Annotated in this window: 26 protein-coding genes; 15 read left to right on the top strand and 11 right to left on the bottom strand. The window is 68.5% G+C overall.

The features are described 5' to 3' along the window. Window positions 1-59: 59 nt before the first annotated feature. Genes J2X20_RS18380 through J2X20_RS18360 form a run of 5 tightly spaced genes read left to right on the top strand, consistent with a single transcriptional unit; the run spans window position 60 to window position 4645 of the window. Complete coding sequence (locus J2X20_RS18380) at window positions 60-830, top strand: ABC transporter ATP-binding protein (RefSeq protein WP_310267484.1); 771 nt, start codon at window positions 60-62, stop codon at window positions 828-830. Then, window positions 830-1543 carry an ABC transporter ATP-binding protein gene (locus J2X20_RS18375; RefSeq protein ID WP_310267482.1) on the top strand — a complete coding sequence of 238 codons (714 nt, stop codon included), beginning with the start codon at window positions 830-832 and terminating at the stop codon, window positions 1541-1543. Before J2X20_RS18380 ends, J2X20_RS18375 begins: the two co-directional genes overlap by 1 nt. A gap of 25 nt (window positions 1544-1568) precedes the next feature. Beyond that, window positions 1569-2765, top strand: a complete 1197-nt coding sequence (locus J2X20_RS18370) for an ABC transporter substrate-binding protein (RefSeq protein WP_310267480.1) — start codon at window positions 1569-1571, stop codon at window positions 2763-2765. A 15-nt stretch (window positions 2766-2780) separates the two neighbouring features. Beyond that, on the top strand, window positions 2781-3668 hold the full coding sequence (locus J2X20_RS18365; RefSeq protein ID WP_310267478.1) for a branched-chain amino acid ABC transporter permease: 888 nt from the start codon (window positions 2781-2783) through the stop codon (window positions 3666-3668). After that, window positions 3665-4645: a branched-chain amino acid ABC transporter permease gene (locus J2X20_RS18360; protein WP_310267476.1), complete on the top strand. Its 981-nt coding sequence runs from the start codon at window positions 3665-3667 to the stop codon at window positions 4643-4645. The genes J2X20_RS18365 and J2X20_RS18360 overlap by 4 nt, the downstream gene beginning before the upstream one ends. On the opposite strand, the gene J2X20_RS18355 is transcribed toward J2X20_RS18360, so the two are convergent. Further along, window positions 4587-5489: a DMT family transporter gene (locus J2X20_RS18355; RefSeq protein WP_310267474.1), complete on the bottom strand. Its 903-nt coding sequence runs from the start codon at window positions 5487-5489 to the stop codon at window positions 4587-4589. The two genes, J2X20_RS18360 and J2X20_RS18355, sit on opposite strands and share 59 nt — an antisense overlap. 101 nt (window positions 5490-5590) lie before the next feature. Between J2X20_RS18355 and J2X20_RS18350 the strand changes: the two genes are divergently transcribed. The 3 genes from J2X20_RS18350 to J2X20_RS18340 all read left to right on the top strand — a co-directional run bounded on the left by J2X20_RS18350 (window position 5591) and on the right by J2X20_RS18340 (window position 7881). Then, window positions 5591-6514: an AraC family transcriptional regulator gene (locus J2X20_RS18350; RefSeq protein WP_310267472.1), complete on the top strand. Its 924-nt coding sequence runs from the start codon at window positions 5591-5593 to the stop codon at window positions 6512-6514. A 38-nt stretch (window positions 6515-6552) separates the two neighbouring features. Continuing rightward, complete coding sequence (locus tag J2X20_RS18345; protein WP_310267470.1) at window positions 6553-6699, top strand: hypothetical protein; 147 nt, start codon at window positions 6553-6555, stop codon at window positions 6697-6699. 123 nt (window positions 6700-6822) lie between these two features. Beyond that, entirely contained in the window at window positions 6823-7881 is a 1059-nt protein-coding gene (locus J2X20_RS18340) for a response regulator (RefSeq protein ID WP_310267468.1), read from the top strand. Here J2X20_RS18340 and J2X20_RS18335 read toward each other — a convergent pair. Then, window positions 7878-8231, bottom strand: coding sequence for a winged helix-turn-helix transcriptional regulator (locus J2X20_RS18335; protein ID WP_310267466.1), 354 nt, complete (start codon window positions 8229-8231; stop codon window positions 7878-7880). The two genes, J2X20_RS18340 and J2X20_RS18335, sit on opposite strands and share 4 nt — an antisense overlap. A gap of 63 nt (window positions 8232-8294) precedes the next feature. Between J2X20_RS18335 and J2X20_RS18330 the strand changes: the two genes are divergently transcribed. From J2X20_RS18330 to J2X20_RS18320, 3 genes are all read left to right on the top strand, one after another. Further along, window positions 8295-8855: a carboxymuconolactone decarboxylase family protein gene (locus J2X20_RS18330; RefSeq protein WP_310267464.1), complete on the top strand. Its 561-nt coding sequence runs from the start codon at window positions 8295-8297 to the stop codon at window positions 8853-8855. Between the two features lie 88 nt (window positions 8856-8943). Next, on the top strand, window positions 8944-9621 hold the full coding sequence (locus tag J2X20_RS18325) for a hypothetical protein (protein ID WP_310267461.1): 678 nt from the start codon (window positions 8944-8946) through the stop codon (window positions 9619-9621). Window positions 9622-9638: 17 nt separating this feature from the next. Next, window positions 9639-10064 (top strand): GFA family protein, encoded by a 426-nt coding sequence (locus tag J2X20_RS18320; protein WP_476453988.1) that lies wholly within the window; start codon window positions 9639-9641, stop codon window positions 10062-10064. A gap of 6 nt (window positions 10065-10070) precedes the next feature. On the opposite strand, the gene J2X20_RS18315 is transcribed toward J2X20_RS18320, so the two are convergent. From J2X20_RS18315 to J2X20_RS18280, 8 genes are all read right to left on the bottom strand, one after another. Next, a complete protein-coding gene (locus J2X20_RS18315; RefSeq protein WP_310267457.1) occupies window positions 10071-10463 on the bottom strand; it encodes a hypothetical protein in 393 nt (130 codons plus the stop codon). A 56-nt stretch (window positions 10464-10519) separates the two neighbouring features. Beyond that, window positions 10520-11686 (bottom strand): serine hydrolase domain-containing protein, encoded by a 1167-nt coding sequence (locus J2X20_RS18310; protein ID WP_310267455.1) that lies wholly within the window; start codon window positions 11684-11686, stop codon window positions 10520-10522. Between the two features lie 59 nt (window positions 11687-11745). Then, on the bottom strand, window positions 11746-13983 hold the full coding sequence (locus J2X20_RS18305) for a copper-transporting P-type ATPase (protein WP_310267454.1): 2238 nt from the start codon (window positions 13981-13983) through the stop codon (window positions 11746-11748). A gap of 189 nt (window positions 13984-14172) precedes the next feature. Further along, window positions 14173-14415: a DUF2933 domain-containing protein gene (locus J2X20_RS18300; protein WP_310267452.1), complete on the bottom strand. Its 243-nt coding sequence runs from the start codon at window positions 14413-14415 to the stop codon at window positions 14173-14175. 9 nt (window positions 14416-14424) lie between these two features. Then, window positions 14425-14751, bottom strand: a complete 327-nt coding sequence (locus tag J2X20_RS18295; protein WP_310267450.1) for a hypothetical protein — start codon at window positions 14749-14751, stop codon at window positions 14425-14427. Window positions 14752-14840: 89 nt separating this feature from the next. Beyond that, a complete protein-coding gene (locus J2X20_RS18290; protein WP_310267448.1) occupies window positions 14841-15104 on the bottom strand; it encodes a heavy-metal-associated domain-containing protein in 264 nt (87 codons plus the stop codon). A 132-nt stretch (window positions 15105-15236) separates the two neighbouring features. Beyond that, window positions 15237-15929, bottom strand: coding sequence for a glutathione S-transferase family protein (locus tag J2X20_RS18285; RefSeq protein ID WP_310267446.1), 693 nt, complete (start codon window positions 15927-15929; stop codon window positions 15237-15239). Continuing rightward, complete coding sequence (locus tag J2X20_RS18280) at window positions 15926-16336, bottom strand: DoxX family protein (protein ID WP_310267444.1); 411 nt, start codon at window positions 16334-16336, stop codon at window positions 15926-15928. The genes J2X20_RS18285 and J2X20_RS18280 overlap by 4 nt, the downstream gene beginning before the upstream one ends. Before the next feature lie 92 nt (window positions 16337-16428). On the opposite strand from J2X20_RS18280, the gene J2X20_RS18275 reads away from it, so the two are divergent. Next, entirely contained in the window at window positions 16429-17301 is an 873-nt protein-coding gene (locus J2X20_RS18275) for a LysR family transcriptional regulator (protein ID WP_310267442.1), read from the top strand. On the opposite strand, the gene J2X20_RS18270 is transcribed toward J2X20_RS18275, so the two are convergent. Next, window positions 17294-18202, bottom strand: a complete 909-nt coding sequence (locus J2X20_RS18270; protein ID WP_310267440.1) for a LysR family transcriptional regulator — start codon at window positions 18200-18202, stop codon at window positions 17294-17296. The two genes, J2X20_RS18275 and J2X20_RS18270, sit on opposite strands and share 8 nt — an antisense overlap. Window positions 18203-18304: 102 nt before the next feature. Between J2X20_RS18270 and J2X20_RS18265 the strand changes: the two genes are divergently transcribed. From J2X20_RS18265 to cueR, 3 genes are all read left to right on the top strand, one after another. Next, window positions 18305-19204, top strand: a complete 900-nt coding sequence (locus J2X20_RS18265) for an MBL fold metallo-hydrolase (RefSeq protein ID WP_310267438.1) — start codon at window positions 18305-18307, stop codon at window positions 19202-19204. Window positions 19205-19303: 99 nt separating this feature from the next. Next, window positions 19304-21469 carry a heavy metal translocating P-type ATPase gene (locus J2X20_RS18260; protein ID WP_310267434.1) on the top strand — a complete coding sequence of 722 codons (2166 nt, stop codon included), beginning with the start codon at window positions 19304-19306 and terminating at the stop codon, window positions 21467-21469. Next, window positions 21466-21873, top strand: coding sequence for a Cu(I)-responsive transcriptional regulator (cueR, locus tag J2X20_RS18255; RefSeq protein WP_310267432.1), 408 nt, complete (start codon window positions 21466-21468; stop codon window positions 21871-21873). The genes J2X20_RS18260 and cueR overlap by 4 nt, the downstream gene beginning before the upstream one ends. Window positions 21874-21880: the final 7 nt, after the last annotated feature.

The following is a 21880-nucleotide window of genomic DNA, read 5'->3' as shown; positions in this document are numbered from 1 at the left end:
TGCCCGTAAGCATGCGTGCAGTCTCCCGGCCTAGAGTCGCGCATCCACTCCGAGACGCCATGAGCGATTTCATCCTCGAGACCCAGGACCTGACCAAGGAGTTCAAAGGCTTCACCGCCGTCGACTCCGTGAACCTGCAGGTGCAGCGCGGCCACATCCACGCCCTGCTCGGCCCCAACGGCGCCGGCAAGACCACCTGCTTCAACCTGCTGACCAAGTTCCTGACGCCGACGCGCGGGCGCATCGTGTTTGCGGGCCACGACATCACCGGCGAGTCCTCGGCCCAGATCGCCCGCCGCGGCGTCATCCGGTCTTTCCAGATCTCCGCCGTCTTCCCGCATCTGACCGTGCTGGAAAACGTCCGCATCGGCCTGCAGCGCTTCACCGGCACCAGCTTTCATTTCTGGAAAGGGCTGACGGGCCTGAAGACGCTGGACGCCAAGGTGCTGTCCCTGCTGGAGCTGGTCGACCTGCGCGACATGGCCCAGGTCAAGGCCGCCGACCTGCCCTATGGCCGCAAGCGCGCGCTGGAGATCGCGACGACCATGGCCATGGAGCCGCAGCTGATGCTGCTGGACGAACCCACCCAGGGCATGGGCCACGAGGATGTGGACCGCGTGACGGCGCTGATCAAGCGCGTCGCTGAGGGTCGGACCGTGCTGATGGTGGAGCACAACATGAAGGTCGTCGCGAGCATTGCCGACCGCATCACCGTGCTGGCCCGTGGCGCCGTGTTGGCCGAGGGCGACTACGCCACCGTGTCCAAGCACCCGGCCGTCCTCGAGGCCTACATGGGCACCGAAGCGACAGAACTCCAAGGAGCGCACTGATGGCGACTCCCGCTCTTGAGATCACCAACCTCAACGCCTGGTACGGCGAGAGCCACATCCTGCACGGCATCTCCTTGAGCGTGCAGCCCGGCCAGGTCGTCACGCTGTTGGGCCGCAACGGCGCCGGCCGCACGACGACGCTGCGCGCCATCATGGGCCTGACCGGCGCGCGCAAGGGCTCGATCAAGGTCCATGGCGAAGAGACCATTGGCCTGTCCACACATCGCATCGCCAACCTCGGCATCGGTTATTGCCCCGAGGAGCGCGGCATCTTCGCGTCGCTGTCCACCGAAGAGAACCTGCGCCTGCCGCCGCTCTTGAAAGCCAAGCGCGGCAAGGTCATGAGCGAGGCCGAGATCTACGCGATGTTCCCCAACCTCGCGGAGCGCAAGAACAGCCCCGGCACGCGGCTGTCGGGCGGCGAGCAGCAGATGCTGGCCGTGGCCCGCATCCTGCGCACGGGGGCCGACATCCTCTTGCTGGACGAGATCTCCGAGGGCCTGGCCCCCGTCATCGTCCAGGCCCTGGCCCGCATGATCCGCGAGCTGAAGAAGCAGGGTTTCACCATCGTCATGGTGGAGCAGAACTTCCGCTTCGCCGCGCCGCTGGCCGACCACTTCATCGTCATCGAGCACGGCGAGGTCGTGCTGTCCTTTCCCGCAGCCGAACTGCCGGCCCACCAGGCCAAGATGGACGAGCTGCTCAGCGTCTAACCCGACACCCCACTGGAGACAAACCATGAAGAAGACCCTTATCGCCGCCACCCTCGCCAGCTGCGGGCTCGCCGCCCATGCGCAGATCTCGGGCGACGTCATCAAGATCGGCTTCCTGACCGACATGTCCAGCGTCTACGCCGACATCGACGGCGCCGGCGGCGTCGAGGCCATCAAGATGGCGATTGCCGACCTGAAGGGCGTGGCGGCGGGCAAGAAGGTCGAGCTGATCTTTGCCGACCACCAGAACAAGGCCGACGTCGCCTCCGCCAAGGCGCGTGAATGGATGGACACCCAGGGCCTGGACCTGCTGGTGGGCGGCACCAATTCGGGCGTCAACCTGGCCATCGCCACCGTCGCGGCCGAGAAGAAGAAGCCCTTCATCTCCATCGGCGCCGGCAGCTCGGCGCTGACCAATGCCAACTGCACGCCCTACACCATCCACTACGCCTACGACACTGTGGCCCTGGCCAACGGCACGGGCGCGGCCGTCACCAAGGCCGGTGGCAAGAGCTGGTACTTCCTGACCGCCGACTACGCCTTCGGCGCGGCCCTGCAGGCCGATACGGCGGCCGTCGTGCAGAAGAGCGGTGGCACGGTCAAGGGCAGCGTCAAGCACCCGCTGAACGCCAGCGACTTCTCCAGCTTCCTGCTGCAGGCGCAAGGCTCGGGCGCCCAGATCCTGGGCCTGGCCAATGCCGGCGGCGACACCATCAACGCCGTGAAGGCGGCCAACGAGTTCGGCATCACCAAGGGCATGAAGCTCGCCGGCCTGCTGATGTTCATCAACGACGTGCACTCCCTCGGCCTGAAGACGACCGAGGGCATGTACCTGACCGACTCCTGGTACTGGAACCAGAGCCCCGAGGCCCGCGCCTGGAGCCGCCGCTTCTTCGAGAAGATGAAGCGCATGCCCTCGTCGCTGCAGGCCGCCGATTACTCGGCCGTGACCCACTACCTCAAGGCCGTCGAAGCCACCAAGACCGACGACGCCGACAAGGTCATCGCCAAGATGAAGGACACGCCGATCAACGACTTCTACACCAAGGGCACCATCCGCAAGGAGGACGGCCGCGGCATCCACGACATGTTCCTGATGCAGGTGAAGTCGGTGAAGGAATCGACCGAGCCCTGGGACTACTACAAGGTGGTCACCCGCATCCCCGGCGAAGAGGCGTTCACGAAGTTGGCCGACTCCAAGTGCCCGCTGGTCAAGAAGTGATGCTCTGAGGGCGCGATGACTGAGATCTTCGGTATTCCCCTGCCGGCCCTCTTGGGCCAGCTGCTGCTCGGCCTGGTCAACGGCTCGTTCTACGCGATGCTGTCCCTGGGCCTGGCGGTCATCTTCGGCATGCTCAACATCATCAACTTCGCCCACGGGGCGCTGTACATGATGGGGGCCTTCTTCGCCTGGATGGGGCTGGAATACCTGGGACTGAACTACTGGTTCATGCTCGGTCTCGCGCCTTTTGCCGTCGGGCTGATCGGCATCGTCATCGAACGCACGATGCTGCAGTGGCTCTACAAGCTGGACCATCTCTACGGCCTGCTGCTGACCTTCGGCATCACCCTGGTCATCGAGGGCGTGTTCCGCAGCTTCTACGGCGTCTCGGGTCAGCCCTACCAGGTGCCCGACGCGCTGCAGGGCGCCACCAACCTCGGCTTCATGATCCTGCCCAACTACCGGGCCTGGGTCGTCGTCGCCTCCCTCATCGTCTGCTTCGCCGTCTGGGCGCTGATCGAGAAGACGTCGCTGGGTGCCAAGCTGCGCGCCGGCACCGAGAACCCCAAGCTCGTGCAGGCCTTCGGCATCAATGTGCCGCGCATGGTCACGCTGACCTATGCCGGCGGCGTGGCCCTGGCGGCCTTCGCCGGCGTGCTGGCCGCGCCCATCCTGCAGGTGTCGGCGCTGATGGGCACCAACCTCATCATCGTAGTCTTCGCCGTCGTCGTCATCGGCGGCATGGGCTCCATCCTGGGCTCCATCCTGACCGGCCTGGGTCTCGGCATCGTCGAGGGGCTGACCAAGGTGGTCTACCCCGAGGCCTCCAACACCGTCGTCTTCGTCGTCATGGCCATCGTGCTTCTCGTCCGTCCGGCCGGGCTGTTCGGAAAAGAGAAATGAACGACCACAAGAAGCTCATCGGCTACGCGGCCCTCTTCGTCGGCATCGCGCTGCTGCCGGCGCTGGGCGTGTATCCCGTCTTCGTCATGAAGGTGCTGTGCTACGCGCTGTTCGCCTGCGCCTTCAACCTGCTGGTGGGCTTCACCGGCCTGCTGTCATTCGGCCACGCGGCCTTCCTGGGCACGGCGGGCTATGTCTGCGGCCATGCGCTCAAGGTCTGGGGCTTGCCGACGCCGGTCGGGCTGATCGCCGGCATGGCGGGCGCGGCCGTCGTCGGCCTGGTGTTCGGGCTGCTGGCCATCCGCCGCTCGGGCATCTATTTCTCGATGATCACGCTGGCCCTGGCCCAGATGCTGTACTTCTTCTTCCTCCAGGCGCCGTTCACGGGCGGGGAAGACGGCCTGCAGTCGGTGCCGCGCGGCAGCTTCCTGGGCCTGCACCTGGAGAACGACCTGGTGCTGTTCTACGTCGTGCTCGTCATCTTCATCGCCGCCTTCTGGCTGATCTACCGCATCGTCCACTCGCCCTTCGGCCAGGTGCTGACCTCCATCCGCGAGAACGAGGCCCGCGCCACGTCGCTGGGCTATGACACGGCCCAGTTCAAACTGCTGGCCTTCGTGCTGTCCGCGGCACTCGCGGGCCTGGCCGGTGCGACGAAAACGCTGGTGCTGGGCTTTGCAACGCTGACCGACGCGATCTGGACCACCTCCGGCCTCGTCATCCTGATGACCCTGGTGGGCGGCATGGGCACCCTGGTCGGTCCCATGGTGGGCGCCCTGGTCATCATCGCGCTGGAGAACAAGATCGGCGACTTCGGCAACTGGCTGGGCGAGCTGACCGGCGTGGCCTGGTTCAACAGCCTGGGCGAATCGGTCAGCCTGGTCACCGGGCTGATCTTCATCGTCTGCGTGCTGGCCTTCAGGCGCGGGCTGGTGGGCGAGGCGATGGCGCTGTTCGAGAAGCGGCGGGCTTCCTGAAGACCAGCACATTGCCGGCCATCACGAGCAGCAGGCCGACCAGGGCCGGCGCCGTCCACTGGTAGCCCTCGACCCAGGCCGACACGTTCAGCGCGACGACGGGGAACAGCACCGTGCTGTAGGCCGCCCGCTCCGGGCCCAGCCGCCCCACCAGTGTCAGATAGGCCGTGAAGCCAATGACCGAACCCGGGATGGCGAGATAGAGCAGGGCGCCGACATAGCGGGCGCTCGCGTCGAACACAAAAGGCACCCCGGCCAGCAGCGCATAGGCCGTCAGCAGGGACGTGCCCACGGCCATGCCCCAGGCATTGGTCTGCACCGGCTTGAGCCCCTGGCCCTGCAGCGCCGCCGACAGCAGATTGCCGGTCGAGAAGCACAGCGTGCCACCCAGGGCCCAGGCCAGGCCGGCGGCGCTGGCATGCCCGCCGCGGATCTCGGGCCAGAACAGCAGCATCAGGCCGGCCAGGCCCAGCGCGCCGCCCGCCAGCACCTGCGGTGCGATGGCTCGCCCGTGCACCACCCGCGCCAGCAATGCATTCCAAAGCGCGGCGCTGGAGAACACCACGGCCACCAGGCCGCTGGCCACCGTCTGGCTGGCGTTCAGGAAGCAGACGAAGTTCAGGCAGAACAGGCACAGGCCCTGGGCCAGCACCCAGGTGAGAGCCTTGCCGCGTGGCACGACCAACTGGCGGCGCCAGGCCAGCCAGGCGAACAGCACGATGGCCGCCAAGCCGAAGCGATAGGCGATGGACAGGGCGATGGGCACGGGCCCGAGCTGCCACTTCAACGCGATCCAGGTCGTGCCCCAGATCAGCACAACGAGCAGGTAGAGAAAGGCATTCATGCCGCCAGCATGGCGCCGCGGTGGGCTTCGCGATTGCAGATTCCTGCGCATCCTTGGCCCCGGCCCGGCAGGGAAAAGGCCGACGGCCCTAGCATTGCGCCATGGCCTCCCTGCTCGCCAGCGCCACCGCCAACCAGCCCATCTTCGAGGTGCTGGGGCGCTCCAGTGCGCGCCGCGAGCGCGAGGTGGCCCTCGCCGACGGCCTGCGCCTGGTTCAATGGCGCAACCACGGTGGCCGCATGGACTACGCCCGCCCCGGCCACCACACCCTGTCGGTCTATCTGCAGGGCGGGCATGACACCCACCTCGTCGAGACGCCCGGCGAGACCGGCTCGCCCGGCTGCCACTGCGTGCTGCCGGCCGAGCATGAATCGCACTGGAACGTGGCGGGGCCGCTGCGCTTCGTCCACCTCTATCTGTCCGACGACGCCTGGGCTGGTCGCGTCGTGCGCCTGCTGGACGCCGAGCCCCGCGCCATCACGCTGGAGCAGCGCATCTTCGGCGAGGACGCCGTGCTGGCCGCCTGGGGCCGCGGCGTCGCTGGCCTGGACTGGCAGGATCCGGCCGAGCGCCTGCAGATCGACGCGCTGAGCCAGGCCGCCCTGGACCGCCTGGTGCTGCAGGCCGCCAAGCCACGGCTGCGCGAGCGGGCCGAGCGCTCGGCCGGCGGCTTGTCCAGCACGGCCAGGCGCCGAGTCCTTGAGTTCGTGGACGCTCACCTGGACAGCGCCGAGCTGAGCCTGCCGCGGCTGGCCGCCCAGGCCCATCTGTCGGAATTCCACTTCGCGCGCATGTTCCGCACCTCCATGGGCTGCAGCGTGCACGACTGGGTGGCCGCCCGCCGCCTGGATCGCGCCCGCGAGCTGCTCAGCGGCAGCGCCCTGCCGCTGGCCGACATCGCGGCCGCCTGCGGCTATGCCAGCGCCAGCCACCTCAGCCAGCGCTTCAAGCTGGTGCTGGGCACCACGCCGGGGCAATACCGTCGACTGCTGCCAACACGCCGTCAGCATTTACCAGCGAGTTAGGGGGAGCGTGCCGCGGCGACATGGCCCACCATCGAGCCATGCCCACGTCACCCCGCTTCAAGTTCACCGTCACCCTCGTGGTGTCGGTGCTGGCGTGCGTGCTGACGCTTTTCGTGCCCGGCGAAGACGACACGCCCGGCAGCGCCACCCACACGGCGGGCCTGCTGCCCCCGCCCCAGCGCTGAATTCCGTCCCCGCGGCGTGACAAACGACGCCACCTGGCGTCCTCATCGAAAGGCCTGTTCGCGAAGCGGACACCCACTGGCCCGATGATGTGAGACTTTGTAGTCCCGCACGCCCCCCGAAAGATGAACGAGCTGTTGACCTGGACCCTGGCCGCCGTGGCGGTCGCCGTCGTGCTGTTGCTGCTGTGGCTGGGCCGGCGCCGCCAGCACAAGGCCCGCGCCGACGCCCAGCGCCGCGAGGCCGAGCGCCTGATGCTGGAACAGGCCGAGCACGCCGCTCGAGCGCAGCGCGTGGCGTCCGAGATGTCGCCGCGCCAGGAAGCCGACGCCCAGGCCCTGCGCGAGGTCGAAGCCGCCGTCTCCCAACGCCTGGCCCAGCAGCGTGCCGAGGAAGAGGCGCTGGAAGCCGAACGGGCCCGCGCCGAACGCGAGGAGGCGGCCCGCCTGGAAGCCGAGCGCCTGGCCCAGGAACGCGCCGAGGCCCAGCGCCTGGCTGAGGAAGCCGCCGCTCGGGAAGCTGAAGCGCGCCGCCAGACCGAGCTGCAAGCCCAGCAACAGGCCGAAGCCGAGCGCCTGGCTCGCGAACAGGCAGCCCGTGAGGCGGCCGAGCTGCAGCGTCAGGAAGACGAACGCGCCGCCCGTGAGGCCGAAGCGCTGGCGGCGGCCCAGGCCGAGGCCGAACGCGCGGCCGCCGCCCGACGCCAGGCCGAGGAGCAGGCCGCCCGTGAAGCCGCCGAACGCGCCGCCGCCGAGGCTGCAGCCGCTGCGGCAGCCGCCGCGCAAGCCACCCGGGAGCTGCGCGCCGACGAGACTCTGGTCCTCGTGGCCGACGACTCCAAGATCGTCCGCGTCAAGATCAGCCGCCTGCTGGCCGGCCAGACCTATCGCGTCGCCCTGGCCGAGAGCGGCGAACAGGCCCTGGAGCTGATGGCCGCCGAGCGCCCCCATGTGCTGATCACCGACGTCGAGATGCCCGGCATCGACGGCTTCGAGCTGACCCGCCAGGTGCGCGCCAGCGCCGCCACGGCCGAGCTGCCGGTGCTGATGATCACGTCCTCCGACGACAAGCAGGCCGAGGCCCAGGCCGCCGGCGTGACCCAGCTGCTGGGCAAGCCCTATTCGGAAGAGGCGCTGATCGCCGCGATCGAGCGAGCCCGCCTCGCGGTCCGGGTTCCGGCTTAAGAAGCCTTCTGCACCTCGCGCGCCCATTGCGGCGCCCATTTCAGCAGCGGCGCAATCGCCACCAGCAGTGAGCGCCCCTGCGGCGCCAGGTGATAGCCGCTGCCGGGGTCATGCTCGACGAGCAGGGCCTCGCGCAGCTCCGCCAGGCGCTGGTTCAGCACCGAGGCCGACAGGTCGCCGCAGGCGGCCTGCAGGGCGCGGAAGTTCAGGCTCACATCCTCGGCGCGCAGCTCCCACAGGATGCGCAGCGTCCAGCGACGATGGAAGAGCTCCAGCGCGGCATTGATCGCGTCTTTCCCTGAAGCCGGCTCGGTGGCCGCCACCAGCTGGGCGAGGCGTTTTGTCGTCATGCTTTGATTTTAGAAGCAACAACGGCTAGAGTTCGCCCACCCCAACGCTTCTGAATTCGAAGCATGAACACCCAGCCGACACCCCGTATCGCCCCCCAGGCCCTGCCGCTGCCGCCCGACCTCGCCGAGCGCATGAACCGGCTGCTGCCGGCCGGCATGCCGCCGCCGCAGATCTTCCTCACCGTGGCCCGCCATGGCGAGCTGTTCAAGGAGATGGTGGACAGCGGCCTGCTCGGCCCCACCGGCCTGGCCGACCGCAAACGCCTGGCGCCGCTGCTGCGCGAGGCCGTCATCCTGCGCACCTGCGCCATGGCGCGCTGCGACTACGAGTTCAACCTGCACGAGCAGACCCTCTCGCGTCGCATGGGCCTGAGTGACGCACAGATTGCCGACCTGCGCGCGGCCACGCCCGCTGCTGCACTGTGGGCGCCCGAGCTGCTGGCCGTCCTGCAACTCGTCGACGGCCTCGTGCAGCGGCTGGAGGTCGACGAGGTGACCTGGGCCGCGCTGCGCCGCCACTTCGACGAGGCCGCGCTGATCGAGATCACCCAGCTGGTCGGTCATTACACGGGTGTCGCGATGCTGGCGGCGCTGGCCAGGCCGGGTCTGGATCGCTATCGCTAGTAGACACAATGCGATTCGCTGACACGGCGTCGCATTGCTCGGCGGCTAGGCCGGAATGGGAGCTCTATTCATTCGTTAGGGAGAGGCAATGATTGAATCATTGGTCAAGGTCTACACGCGCAGCGATCGAGACATCGGAGCGTTGACATATGTAGTGGTCGCGTTCCTGACCGCATTCGCCGTCCGTGCAGCAATGTTGGTGTATGAGCGCAAGTTCGATGATGTGTGGCCGCTACTTCCGCAGGCTGTTCCGCTTTTGGCCGTTCTCGTAGCGGTACGCGTGGCAAATCGATTGCTATCGAACAACAACATCATTCGGGAAGACGATCGCCGGCAAGAACTCGTCCGAACCACGCACCACTTGATCGCGATAACTAAAGATCTCCGAGCGCGGGTGGGTTATGCCAAAGCGATTCTTACCGACGGTGGTCGGCCACGCATCGCGCTAGTTCAGATTGCCAAGTCAATAGAGGATCGGTACGAAACGTTGCTGCAGCGAGATGGATATAGATTTCTGCCTGGTTCTTGCGTCGACATCATCACACGCATCTCCGGCGACGTCTTTGGCATCGCTGCACTGGCAGAGGGCATAAAGCAAGTTACGGCAGCCGAGCCAAATTCGGCATTCGTGCTGGTACCAGCGAAAGGGGACAGTCCTTTGTCACCTCAGTTAGACACGCTTATGGCCGACCTTCAGCAACTTCTCGACCAGTTGTTTGAATTACGGGATTCCATCCATCCTGCAAAAGTGGGGAGCGAGCAATAGCGCGCGTGCACTTACTAATGCGGCCAGATTTGGGCAGAAAGCATCATCCTATGGACCTAAGCGAAAACGCTATCGTTCCGCCCCTGCTCGAGGGCGCCTGCCACTGTGGCGCCGTGCGCCTCACCTTGCCCTTCGCGCCCGAGAAGGCGACGAAGTGCAACTGCTCGATTTGCCGCCGCATCGGCGGCGTGTGGGCCTATTACGAGTTCGGCACGGTGAACGTGGAAGGTCATCCTGAGCACACGGCCGAATACATCTGGGGCGACAAGACGCTGCGCAATCTGCGCTGCGCCCATTGCGGCTGCTCGACGCACTGGGAACCCCTGGAGCCCGAGGCCGGCGCCCGCCACGGCGTCAACCTGAACAACTTCGATCCGAGGCTGCTCGAGGGCGTGCAGGTGCGCCGCTTCGACGGCGCGGACAGCTGGACCTATCTCGACTGAGGCGCTTCAGCGCTTCAGCCCCGACCAGCTCACCTCGTTGAGAAAGCTGACGTCCAGCTTCGCGGGCGACTGCGAGCGGTCGAGCAGGAAGACGCTGTCGCCGCGCGCCTGCAGGATCTTGCCCATGACCCCGGTCAGCGGCACCTCGACCACGGGCAGCCGGGGATAGTCGGACGTGATGCGCACGAGGTTCCTGCCGATGCGCGTGACCGTCAGCGTCACGTCGCTCCTGGACGAGCCCTTGGAGTCCGAGATCACATCGCCCGCGTAACTCCCTTCGGCGGCGTCGCCCAGGTCGGGCTTGCGGCGCGCTTCCTCGGCGGCACCGGCGCGCAGCGCCCAGGGGGCCAGCAGCGCGGCTGCGGCGATGTGCAGGACCTCGGATCGGCGCAAGCCCATGGCGCGACTCCTTCAGGACGTGAGAGCCCGATGCTAAACGTCCAGCCCCGTCCTTCTCAGCGCTTCACCGCCGCCAGCAGCTTCGCGATGAACTCGTTCAGGGCGGGCCCGTTGTCGATCCAGCGCACCACGGCCACGACATCGTTCTCCCAGTCGACATAGATGATGTTCTGGCCATTGCCGCGAAAGGTCACGCTGCTTTCCGGCGCCGCCGGCAGGGCCTTGCGGCCGGTGTTGAGGAACCAGTTGCAATAGCCGTATTCGGCGTTGTCCGGCCCGGGCGTGCGTGCCTTGGCGATCCACTCGCGCGAGACGATCTGGCGGCCCTGCCATTCGCCCTGGCGCAGGTGCAGATAGCCGAAGCGCGCCATGTCCCAGGCGTCGATGAACAGGCCGCCGCCCCAGTGGCCGCCGCCCGAGACCGACTGCATGCGCTGGCCGTCCAGCTCCACCCAGGAGTTGTCATAGCCGTGCCAGCGCCAGCGGCTGGAGGCCCCGATGGGGTCCATGACCTGCTCGCGCAGCACCTCGGGCAGCGGCCGGCGCCAGACTTGCAGGGCGGCCAGGGCCAGCACATTGACACGCACATCGTTGTACTTGTAGTGCGCACCGGGCTCGTACAGCGGCCGATGGGGCCAGTCCTCGGGCGTCTTGCCGACGGGGCGGTCGGCCCAGTCGGGCTTGCCCCACAGCGTGCCCTGCCAGTCGCTGGTCTGGCGCAGCAGATGCTCCCAGGTGATGGGCGCGTTCTTGGCCGAGGTGAAGAGGTCGACGCCGGGTGGCATGGACTCGGCCGCGCGCTCGTCGGTGCTGCGGATCAGGCCCTGCTGCCAGGCCAGTCCCACCACCGTCGACAAAAAAGTCTTGGTGATGCTGTGCGACATGTCGACACGCCGCGTGTCGCCCCATTCCGCCACCACCTTGCCGCGGCGGATGACGAGGCCGTTGATGGCGGCGCGCTCCCGCGTCGGCCCGATCTGGCCGCCGAAGTAGGGCTCATTCCTGCCGAAGCTCTGGGCCAGCGCCAGGGCCTGGTCGCGCGGCGCCGGGTTCTCGTGGGCCTGGGCGTAGGCGATAGCCTTGGCCAGCCTGGCGGCGTCCAGGCCTGTCGCTGCCGGCTCGGCGCGCTGCCAGTCGCCGCGCGGCGGGAAATAGATCGGCTCGGCGGTGGCGAGCGTCGAGACGAGGGCGGCGAGAAGAACGAGGCGGCGGCGGAGGTTCATCGTGCCATTGTGGACAGACGCTGCAGGGCAGCGCTCAAGCCGCAGGCGTCGCGGGCTCGTCACTCCACCTTTGCCGTGCGCAAGCGCAGCGCATTGCCGATCACGCTGACCGACGACAGCGCCATCGCCGCAGCCGCCACCACGGGTGACAGCAGCACGCCGAAGAAGGGGTACAGCAGGCCGGCCGCGAGCGGCACGCCAGCGACGTTGTAGGCGAAGCTGAGAAAGAGGTTCTGGCGGATGTTGCGCATCGTGGCGAGCGACAGGGTCCGAGCACGCACGATGCCCATCAGGTCGCCCTTGACCAGCGTGATGCCTGCGCTCTCCATGGCCGCGTCGGTGCCGGTTCCCATCGCGATCCCGACCGTGGCTTGCGCGAGGGCGGGGGCATCGTTGACGCCGTCGCCCGCCATCGCGACGACGCGCCCTTCGGCCTGCAGTCGCTTCACGACAGCCGCCTTGTCCTCGGGGAAGACCTCCGCCACCACTTCGTCGATGCCCAGCTCTCGCCCCACCGCTTCGGCCGTGGTCCTGCCATCACCCGTCAACATCACGACCCGCACGCCGGCAGCCTTCAGCGCTTGCAGCGCCTGGGGTGTCGTCGGCTTGATGGGATCCGCAATCGCGACGAATCCCGCCAGCTTGCCGCCCATGCCGACGAAGATGACGGTGGCTGCTTTCTGTCGCTGCCGCTCCACAGGCGCGGCCAGCCCGCTCGTGTCGATGCCTTGCTCGGCCAGGAACTTGGCGCTTCCCGACACGATGGACAGCCCGTCGACGGTGCCGACGACGCCCTTGCCGAGCGGCGAATCGAAATCGCTGACCTGCGACAGCCGCAGTTGGCGGCCTTGCGCATCCATCACGATGGCCAGGGCCAGGGGGTGCTCGCTGGCTCGCTCGACGCTGGCCAGCTTTTGCAGCACATCCTCTTGCGAGAAACCTTGCGCCGCCTCGATGGTGACCACCTTGGGGCGCCCCTCGGTCAGGGTGCCTGTCTTGTCGACCACCAGCGTGTCGACCTTTTCCATCTTCTCCAGGGCCTCGGCGTCGCGGATGAGCACGCCCTGCTGGGCCCCCTTGCCGACGCCCACCATGATGGACATCGGCGTCGCCAGGCCCAGGGCACAGGGGCAGGCAATGATCAGCACCGACACCGCCGCGACGAGGGCATAGCTGAAGGCGGGAGCCGGGCCAAAGACGAGCCAGGCAGCGAAGGTCAGGGCCGCGCAAAGGATGACCGCAGGGACAAACCATGCGGCGACCTGGTCGGCCATGCGTTGAATGGGTGCGCGGCTGCGCTGGGCGGCCGCCACCATGTGGACGATCTGCGAGAGCAAGGTGTCGGCACCGACCTTCTCGGCCCGCATGACGAAGCCACCGGTCTGGTTCAGCGTGCCGGCCGTGGCCTTGGACCCGGGAGCCTTGGCGACCGGCATGGCTTCCCCCGTGACCATGGACTCGTCGACATTGCCCTTGCCGTCGGTGAGTTCGCCGTCGACCGGCACCTTCTCGCCGGGACGCACGCGCAGCAGGTCGCCGACCTGGATGACATCCACCGGCACCGTCTCGTCAGTGCCGTCGGGACGGACTCTCAGCGCCGCCTTGGGCGCCAGCCCGAGCAGCGCCTTGATGGCGCCAGTCGTCTTCTCTCGTGCCCGAAGTTCCAGCACCTGGCCCAGCAGCACCAGCACGACGATGACGGCCGCGGCCTCGAAGTACACCGCCACCGCACCGCCTTCGCCACGCAATGCGGCAGGGAAGAGTCCCGGCGCCAGCGTCGCGATCAGGCTGTAGAGCCAGGCCGCACCCGTGCCCAGCGCGATGAGGGTGAACATGTTCAGGCTCCGGTTCTTCACCGACGCCACGGCGCGGGTGAAGAACGGCCAGCCGGCCCACAGCACGACGAGCGTGCCCAGCAGCAATTGCACCCAGTTCGATGACTTCTGGGCGATGAGATGGTGGATGTTGAAGAGGTGGCTGCCCATCTCCAGCGCGAATACCGGTGCGGTGAGTGCGGTGGCGGCCCAGAGCCGGCGTGTCATGTCGCGCAGTTCGGGGCTCTCGCCTTGATCGACAGTCGCGACCAAGGGTTCCAGTGCCATGCCGCAGATGGGGCAGTTGCCCGGGCCCCGCTGCCGCACCTGCGGGTGCATCGGGCAGGTGTACTCGATCCCTCCCTGGCCCCCTTGCGGGGAAGGTGCGGCGACCACGGGCGTATGCGCCGGGTCGCCATGGTGGTGGTGCGCATGGGCAGCGGGGTCGCACTGCTCGCCCTCCATCACCGTGCCGTCAGGCATGGTGTGCGAACGGTGGGGGGTGTTGGACGGCTCCATGCGCTCTCCGTTGGTCTTGTTGCAGTTTGAGCCTTCCCATTGCCGGAAGGTCAAGCGGCCCTTGCCAGGCGGCGGCAGCAAAGCCGCAAGAGAGCCCCCAGGCCGCAGGCCAGCTCCGCCGCCTTGACCCGGCCGGCCGGGGAGCTTGTCATTTCATCGATGCCCAGGATGTTCCTCGGGCAGGGAGCCGCTCTTCGATGGCTCGTGGCCGTGATGCCCATGTCCGTGGGCAAGGTGCATCAGCGGGCAGGCGAGCAGGAAGAGATAGGGCACCGCCTGCCCCAGATGGGCCAGGTGTTCCGTGAGCAGGTAGTACACGCCGACAGCACCGGCGAGGAGCATGAAGACGCCCTGGGGAGAGCGCCAGCGAGAGGGTGGGGTGAAGTGCTCGTCCATGATGGGCCATCACTGGCTTGCCGCAGAGGCGGCGGGCACGGTGCCCGTCATCTTGCCGTCCTTGCCATGCATCCGGTGATGCATGCCACCCGGCTGGTGCATGTCGTCGCGCATGCCCATTCCCTTTGCGCCGGACGCGGCAGACGCTGCCGCCACAGCGGTTTGCGGCTTGGCTGTGGGCGCCTTGGCTGGAACGGCGGGCTTTTTCGCTGCCGCAGACGGGGCAGATGCCCCCTCAGGATGGTGGGCCGCGTGATCCTTGTCGGACTGCGCCACGGCGATGGACGCGCAAGCCGCGAGAACGGCAGCAGTCATCAGGGCTAAAACGTTATGCATGCGAACCTCCTGTTGGGGTTGAGCAGAGCTTTGCACCGGCGGCCCAGGTAGGGCTTGATGCGGATCAACCGGGACGGCGCTGCTCGCCGTCAGCCACAGCATCCACAGCAGGCCGAGCGCTGGCCGGCCGGTCGTGGTGGGTCTGCCGGCGTTGACACCGGAACCGGGGTGTAGCCGGCATCGGTGATGGCTTCGGCCAGCTCTTCAGCGTCAGCCCTGGCCGTTTCTATGCGAACCCGCTGCTGCCGCAAATCCACTTCCACGCGGGCGTCGGCAGCTACGCCAAGGACGGCCTTGGTGATGCTGCTGGCGCAGTGGCCGCAGGTCATGTCGTCGACTCGGAAGACTTGCATCGTGTGCTCCTTCTGCAATGGTGCAGAGCAACTTTGGACCTTCCCCCCATGGGAAGGTCAAGCCCTCTTCCAGCACCGTTGATGCAAGTCAGCACAGCGGTCATCGACGATGGGATGCCGACCGCTTGGTGATCAAGTACAGCGGACTTCGTCGCTCAGGTTCGGCCGCACTCCGCTCAGACGCCGCGACAGCGCGCTGCCGCGTTCGAGCAGAAAGCCGCGCAGCCTGTCGGCATAACCCGTCGAGACCGCCTCGCGCACCGAGGGCCGCCCGGCCAGGGCTTCGCGCCAGGCCTGCACGCGCGGCAGGCCGTCGAACAGGTCTTCCGGCGGGATGACGTCGAAGTAGCGGAACACGGGGCCGAAGACGGCGTCGACAAGGCCGAAGCGGCGCCCGGCGAACCAGGGCCCTTCACCCAGGACGGCTTCGAGCTGCTCGAAGCGCCCGCGCAGCGCGGCATAGGCCCTGCCCAGCGCCGTGTCGTCGCCCGCGCTGTAGAGCATGGCGATGCCGCTCAGCACCGCCGAGCCGAATTCCATCCAGGCCCGCTCGCGCGCTCTCGCGAGAGCCTCCTCGGGATGCAGGCGCGGGGGCCGGGTTTCGTCGAGGTATTCGCAGATGACGGCGGACTCGAACAGCGCCTCGCCGCCGACGCTCAGCACCGGTGTCTTGCCCAGCGGGGACAGGCGCAGGAACCAGTCGGGCTTGTGGGCGAGGTCGACGTCGATGCGTTCGAAGGCCACGCTTTTCTCCTTCAGCACGATGGCGGCGCGTTGGACGTAGGGGCACAGGGCGTGGCTGACCAGCGTCAGTTGGGTGCTCATGCCGCACTCCAGGTGAAGCGCGCGCTGCGCTTGAGGGCTGCGGCGCCATCGCCGGCCAGCCACAGCACGACCGACATCGCGGCCAGGAAAACCGGGTACTCCCAGCCGCCCCCCGGCGCCGTGAACACCCAGCCATGGGGGGCATGCACCCAGGCCGCGCCGAGCAGGATGGGCAGCAGGGCCAGCGCGATCTGGCGCGGGTAGACGCCGAGCAGCAGCAGCGCACCGCCAACAGCCTCGGCGGCGAAGACGACATAGGCCAACACACCCGGCAGGCCCTGGCCGGCAAAGAACTGCGCCGTGCCAGGCAGGCTGAAGACAAACAGCTTCAGCCCGGCATGGGCGAGGTACATCAGGCCGAGGGACAGGCGCAGCAGCAGCAGGCCGAGTGAGGTCGAGGAAGCCATGGAGCATCTCCAGAAGGGTGTTGCGATGCAGCCAATGTAGGTAGGCAATCGACGCATGAAAATACGCAAACCAGCCAACTCAGATTGCAGCCATGCAATACGAACTCGCTCCCGCCGATCTCGCCCTGGTGCTGGCCCTGCACCGCGCCGGCACGCTGGCCGCGGCCGGCGAGCGGCTCAACGTCAATGCATCGACGGTCTTCCGCATGCTGCAGCGCCTGGAGCGTGGCCTGGGCCAGGCCCTGTTCGAGCGCGGCCGGCGCGGCTACAAGGCCATGGAGCTGGCGCGCACCCTCGCCGCCCAGGCCGAGCAGGTCGAGGCCGCGCTGGAAGCGGCCCGCACCGCGGCTCAGGCCCAGCCCGGCCAGGCGGCGGGTACGGTGCGCATCACGACGACGGACACCTTGCTGCACGGCCTGCTGGCGCCGGCCCTGGCAGCCCTGCACCGGGCCCAGCCGCGGCTGCAGTTCGAGCTGCACACCGGCAACGAGCTGGCCAGCCTCACCAGGCGCGATGCCGACATTGCACTGCGCGCGACGAGCACGCCGCCGGCCCATCTGATCGGCCGCCGCGTCGGCCCCATCCGCGTCGCCCTCTACGCCGCGAAGTCCAGCGCCATCAAGCACTGGGACCAGGTCGAGGCCGGCGATGCGGCCTGGGTCGCGCCCGACGACGGCCTGCCCGAGCACCCCTCGGTGCGCTGGCGGCAGAAGCACTTCCCGACGCTGCAGCCGGCCTTTCGCACCGGCAGCGTGCAGAGCGTGGCCGAGCTGGTGGCGTCAGGATTGGGTGTGGGCGTGCTGCCCCTCTTCCTGGCCGAGCCGCGGCGCGAGCTGCGCCGGCTGACCGAGCCGCTGGACGAGGCCGAGACCGATCTGTGGCTGCTGACCCATCCCGAGACCCGCCATCTGCAGCGCGTGCAGACGGTGTGGGGCCATCTCGCGGCGGCCTTGCAGCTCAGCTGACGCGATCCCAGGGCGGCGTGTCGCCCCCGAAGCGCTCGGCCAGAAAGTCCACCAGCAGCCGCAGGGCCAGCGGCTGATGCTGGCGCGACAGGAAGACGGCATGCACGCCCAGGGGCTCGGGCTCATAGTCGGGCAGCAGGCCGATCAGGCGGCCGGAGCGCAGGTCTTCGCCGACGAAATAGGTCGGCAGGATGGCCAGGCCGCCGCCGGCCAGCACGGCGCGGCGCAGCACGGCGGCGTCGTTGGTGGACAGCACGTCGGTGATGGGCAGCTCGACGATCTGGCCGGCGTGGCGGAAGCGGTACTGGGCCGCGCTGACAAAGGCATGGGCCAGGCAGCGGTGGGCCTGCAGGGCCTGCAGCGTCTCGGGCCGGCCGCGCTCGGCGAGATAGCCGGGTGACGCGCACAGCACCGAGCGACACAGGCCGAGCGGCCGAGTGATCAGCGTGGGCTCCAGCGAGTTGGTGATGCGCACGGCGAGGTCAATGCCTTCGGCCGCCAGGTCCACGCTGCGGTCGGCCACGGTCAGCGAGAAGGCGACTTGCGGATGCAGGCGCTGGAAGTCGATCAGGGCCGGTGCCAGCTGGGCCTCGGCAAAGGACGGCGAGCAGGTGATGCGCAGCCGCCCCGAGGGCTCGCGGCGGGCGGCGCCGGCCTGGTGGGCAACGTCTTCGCTGAGGTCCAGCAATTGGCGGCAGGAAGCCAGGGCCGATTGCCCGGCCTCGGTCAGGCTCAGCCGCCGCGTCGTGCGGTGCAGCAGGCGCGCGCCCAGCCAGGCCTCCATGGCGGCCAGATAGCGGCTGACCATGGCGGTGGACATGTCAAGGCGCTCGGCCGCCTGGGTCAGGCTGCCCTGCTCGACGACGGTGACAAAGACGCGGGTGGCGGTCAGGCGGTCCATTGCATCGATCAGTACAACAAATATTCGATTGAAGCGGACTTTATCGACCGAACCACGATAAATACAGTGACTCCGGTCGAATCAACCTTCACCGGAAACACCATGTCCTTCTTCCACCCCCGCCGCTTTGCCCGCCTGCTGCTGCCCACCCTGGCCGCCGTCGCCACCAACGCCGCCCTGGCCCAGGCGCCCACCGCCACCACGCCGCTGGCCATCAGGGTCTACAACGCCGACGCCGGCAGCTTCCATGTCAATGCCGTCGTCGTCAGCGGCAGGACCGAGGCCGTCGTCATCGACAGCGGCTTCACCCGCGCCGACGCCCTGCGCGTGGCGGCCCAGGTGCTGGACAGCGGCAAGGCCCTGAAGGCCATCTTCATCAGCCAAGCCGATCCCGACTACTACTTTGGCGCCGAGGTGCTCAAAAGCCTCTTCCCCGAAGCCCAAGTGCTGACCACGCCGGCCGTGCGCGACAGGATCCAGGCCAAGCTGGCCGGCAAGGTCTCGTTCTGGGGGCCCAAGATGGGCGCCAACGCACCGCGCCAGCCCCTGGTGCCGGAAGCGCTGACGGGCACGACGCTGACCGTCGACGGCGAAGCCATCGAAGTGCGCGGCACGACCGGCCCGCTGGCCCATCGCCCCTGGCTGTGGATCCCGTCCAGCCGCGCCATCGTCGGCAATATCGCCGTCTTCGGCGGCCTGCATGTGTGGACGGCCGACACGCAAAAAGCCGCCGAGCGCGCCGCTTGGGCAACCCAGCTGGACGAGATGCTGGCGCTCAAGCCCGCCCTCGTCGTACCCGGCCATATGGCCGCCGGCACGGCCCTGGACGACAGCGCCATCCGCTACACCCAGGCCTATCTGCAGCGCTTCGAGGCCGAACTGCCCAAGGCCGCCAATGCCGCCGCCCTGATCGCGACGCTGCAGCAGGCCTACCCGCAGGCCGGCCTCGGCATCGCCTTGGACATCGGCGCCAAGGTCAACAAGGGCGAGATGGCCTGGTAAGCCCGGGCCCCGGCAGAGGTGGGGCGATTCGGCGGACACTGTTGACCTTCCCATCATGGGAAGGCTGAGGATGAGCACGTCCTCACCGAAGCGCCCACCATGACTCCCACCTCCGCCCTCAACGACGTGACGCTGCAGGTCAGCGGCATGAGCTGCGCGTCCTGCGTGCGCCGCGTCGAGAAGGCCCTGCAGGCCGTGCCCGGCGTGCAGCAGGCCAGCGTCAATCTCGCCACCGAGAAGGCCACCATCCAGGCCCTGCCCAATGTGCCCGTCGCCGCGCTGACGGCGGCCCTGGACAAGGCCGGCTACCCGGCCACCGCCGTCCAGAGCGCAGTGCCAACCGCACCTGAAGTCCGCGGCGGCCTGCCCCCCTGGTGGCCGGTCGCCTTGGGGGCCGTGCTGACCCTGCCGCTGCTGCTGCCCATGCTGCTGGGCGTGATGCTGCCCGGCTGGCTGCAGCTCGTGCTGGCCACGCCGGTGCAGTTCGTTCTCGGCGCCCGCTTCTACCGTGCCGGCTGGGGCGCCCTGCGCGCCGGCAGCGGCAATATGGACCTGCTGGTGGCCCTGGGCACCTCGGCGGCCTATGGCCTGTCGGTCTATCTGCTGGCCCGCCACCCCGGCCATGCCCATCTCTATTTCGAGGCCTCGGCCGCCGTCATCACGCTGGTGCTGCTCGGCAAATTCCTCGAGCAGCGCGCCAAGCGCCAGACGACGGAGGCCATCCGCGCCCTGAACGCCTTGCGGCCGGCGACGGCACGGGTGCTGCGCGGCGAGGTCGAAACCGAGGTGCCGGTGGCCGAGGTGCGCGTCGGCGACCTCGTCGTCGTGCGGCCGGGCGACCGCATCCCGGTGGACGGCGAGATCGTCACGGGCCGCAGCCATGTGGACGAGTCGCTGATCACCGGCGAGAGCCTGCCGGTGGCCAAGTCCGAAGGCCAGCGCGTGACCGGCGGCGCCATCAATGCCGAAGGCGCGCTGACCGTGCGCACGACGGCCATCGGCGCCGAGACGGCCCTGGCCCGCATCATCCGCATGGTCGAGTCGGCCCAGGCCGCCAAGGCGCCCATCCAGCGCAGCGTCGACCGCGTCAGCGCCGTCTTCGTGCCCGTCGTGCTGGCGCTGGCGGCTCTGACCTTTGCCGGCTGGTGGCTCTACGCCGGCGACGCCGAGCAGGCCCTCATCAATGCGGTCGCCGTCCTCGTCATCGCCTGCCCCTGCGCCCTGGGCCTGGCCACGCCGACGACGCTGATGGCCGGCACCGGCGTCGCGGCCCGCCAGGGCATCCTCATCAAGGACGCCGAGGCGCTGGAGCTGGCCCATGCGGTGACCATCGTCGCCTTCGACAAGACGGGCACGCTGACGGTGGGCCAGCCGACGCTGAGCACCGTGATCCCGGCGCCAGGTGTGAGCCGCGAGGAGGTCCTGCAGCTCGCCGCGGCCCTGCAACGCACGAGCAGCCACCCGCTGGCCCTGGCCGTGCTGGCCGAGGCCCAAGGGCTGGCGGCGCTGTCTGTCGAGCAGGCGCGCGCCCTGCCCGGCCGCGGTGTCGAGGGCATCGTGCAAGGTCGCAAGCTGGCGCTGGGCAGCGCGCGCCTGGCGCAGGAGTCGGGCGTCGCAGCCTCCGCCGAAGCGCAGCAATGGGAAGCCCGGGGCCACACCGTGTCCTGGCTCATCGAAGGCGGGCGCCTGCTGGGCCTGCTGGCCTTTGGCGATCGCATCAAGGACAGCGCCGCCGCGGCCGTCGCTGAGTTGCACTCGCGCGGCATCCGCACCGTCATGCTGACCGGTGACAGCCGCGGCGCGGCGGCCGCAGTGGCGCAACAGCTCGGCATCAGCGAGGTCCATGCCGAGGTGCTGCCTGCCGACAAGGCCGCGACCGTGCAGGCCCTGCGCGAAGGCGGCGCCGTCGTCGCCTTCGTCGGCGATGGCCTCAACGACGGCCCGGCCCTGGCCGCTGCCTCGGTGGGCTTTGCCATGGCCGGCGGCGCCGATGTGGCCACGGAAGCCGCCGGCGTCACGCTGATGCGCGGCGACCCGCGCCTGGTGGCCGACGCCCTCGACATCTCCCGTCGCACCACCGCCAAGATCCGCCAGGGCCTGTTCTGGGCCTTTGCCTACAACGTCGTCGGCATTCCGCTGGCGGCCTTCGGGTTGCTGAGCCCCGTCATCGCCGGCGCGGCCATGGCCTTCAGCAGCGTCAGCGTCGTCGCCAATGCGCTGACGCTGAAGCGCTGGCGCGGCACCGCCTCGGGGACGCGCGCATGAACATCGGCGACGCGGCCCGCGCTTCGGGCGTCTCGGCCAAGATGATCCGGCACTACGAGAGCATCGGCCTGGTGCCACCGCCGGCCCGCAGCGAGGCCGACTACCGCGTCTATGGCGAGCGCGAGGTGCATCTGCTGCGCTTCATCCGCCATTCGCGCGACCTGGGCTTCTCGCTGGAGCAGATCCGCGCCCTGCTGGGCCTGTGGCAGGACCGCGACCGCCCCAGCCGCGAGGTGCGGGCCCTGGCCCAGCAGCATCTGGACGAACTGGAGGCCAAGCTCGCCGAGCTGCAGGCCATGAAATCGACGCTGCAGCAGCTGGTGCACAGCTGCCATGGCGATGACAGGCCCGACTGCCCCATCCTCGACACGCTGGAAGACGGGCTGGAAGAAGGCTCGCGGTAACAAAGCG

Origin of the sequence: Roseateles saccharophilus (genome assembly GCF_031458095.1) — a bacterium.
Classification (GTDB): Bacteria; Pseudomonadota; Gammaproteobacteria; order Burkholderiales; family Burkholderiaceae_C; genus Pelomonas; species Pelomonas saccharophila_A.
This window is presented reverse-complemented; position numbering and strand designations above follow the sequence as displayed.

Coding starts and splice junctions, on each gene's coding strand:
- J2X20_RS18350 (WP_310267472.1), top strand. CDS start 5,591: ATGGCCTCCCTGCTCGCCAGCGCCACCGCCAACCAGCCCATCTTCGAG.
- J2X20_RS18360 (WP_310267476.1), top strand. CDS start 3,665: ATGAACGACCACAAGAAGCTCATCGGCTACGCGGCCCTCTTCGTCGGC.
- J2X20_RS18260 (WP_310267434.1), top strand. CDS start 19,304: ATGACTCCCACCTCCGCCCTCAACGACGTGACGCTGCAGGTCAGCGGC.
- J2X20_RS18285 (WP_310267446.1), bottom strand. CDS start 15,929: ATGAGCACCCAACTGACGCTGGTCAGCCACGCCCTGTGCCCCTACGTC.
- J2X20_RS18330 (WP_310267464.1), top strand. CDS start 8,295: ATGAACACCCAGCCGACACCCCGTATCGCCCCCCAGGCCCTGCCGCTG.
- J2X20_RS18315 (WP_310267457.1), bottom strand. CDS start 10,463: ATGGGCTTGCGCCGATCCGAGGTCCTGCACATCGCCGCAGCCGCGCTG.
- J2X20_RS18300 (WP_310267452.1), bottom strand. CDS start 14,415: ATGGACGAGCACTTCACCCCACCCTCTCGCTGGCGCTCTCCCCAGGGC.
- J2X20_RS18340 (WP_310267468.1), top strand. CDS start 6,823: ATGAACGAGCTGTTGACCTGGACCCTGGCCGCCGTGGCGGTCGCCGTC.
- J2X20_RS18370 (WP_310267480.1), top strand. CDS start 1,569: ATGAAGAAGACCCTTATCGCCGCCACCCTCGCCAGCTGCGGGCTCGCC.
- J2X20_RS18270 (WP_310267440.1), bottom strand. CDS start 18,202: ATGGACCGCCTGACCGCCACCCGCGTCTTTGTCACCGTCGTCGAGCAG.
- J2X20_RS18365 (WP_310267478.1), top strand. CDS start 2,781: ATGACTGAGATCTTCGGTATTCCCCTGCCGGCCCTCTTGGGCCAGCTG.
- J2X20_RS18325 (WP_310267461.1), top strand. CDS start 8,944: ATGATTGAATCATTGGTCAAGGTCTACACGCGCAGCGATCGAGACATC.
- J2X20_RS18275 (WP_310267442.1), top strand. CDS start 16,429: ATGCAATACGAACTCGCTCCCGCCGATCTCGCCCTGGTGCTGGCCCTG.
- J2X20_RS18310 (WP_310267455.1), bottom strand. CDS start 11,686: ATGAACCTCCGCCGCCGCCTCGTTCTTCTCGCCGCCCTCGTCTCGACG.
- cueR (WP_310267432.1), top strand. CDS start 21,466: ATGAACATCGGCGACGCGGCCCGCGCTTCGGGCGTCTCGGCCAAGATG.
- J2X20_RS18280 (WP_310267444.1), bottom strand. CDS start 16,336: ATGGCTTCCTCGACCTCACTCGGCCTGCTGCTGCTGCGCCTGTCCCTC.
- J2X20_RS18295 (WP_310267450.1), bottom strand. CDS start 14,751: ATGCATAACGTTTTAGCCCTGATGACTGCTGCCGTTCTCGCGGCTTGC.
- J2X20_RS18265 (WP_310267438.1), top strand. CDS start 18,305: ATGTCCTTCTTCCACCCCCGCCGCTTTGCCCGCCTGCTGCTGCCCACC.
- J2X20_RS18320 (WP_476453988.1), top strand. CDS start 9,639: ATGCGGCCAGATTTGGGCAGAAAGCATCATCCTATGGACCTAAGCGAA.
- J2X20_RS18375 (WP_310267482.1), top strand. CDS start 830: ATGGCGACTCCCGCTCTTGAGATCACCAACCTCAACGCCTGGTACGGC.
- J2X20_RS18380 (WP_310267484.1), top strand. CDS start 60: ATGAGCGATTTCATCCTCGAGACCCAGGACCTGACCAAGGAGTTCAAA.
- J2X20_RS18290 (WP_310267448.1), bottom strand. CDS start 15,104: ATGCAAGTCTTCCGAGTCGACGACATGACCTGCGGCCACTGCGCCAGC.
- J2X20_RS18335 (WP_310267466.1), bottom strand. CDS start 8,231: ATGACGACAAAACGCCTCGCCCAGCTGGTGGCGGCCACCGAGCCGGCT.
- J2X20_RS18305 (WP_310267454.1), bottom strand. CDS start 13,983: ATGCCTGACGGCACGGTGATGGAGGGCGAGCAGTGCGACCCCGCTGCC.
- J2X20_RS18355 (WP_310267474.1), bottom strand. CDS start 5,489: ATGAATGCCTTTCTCTACCTGCTCGTTGTGCTGATCTGGGGCACGACC.
- J2X20_RS18345 (WP_310267470.1), top strand. CDS start 6,553: ATGCCCACGTCACCCCGCTTCAAGTTCACCGTCACCCTCGTGGTGTCG.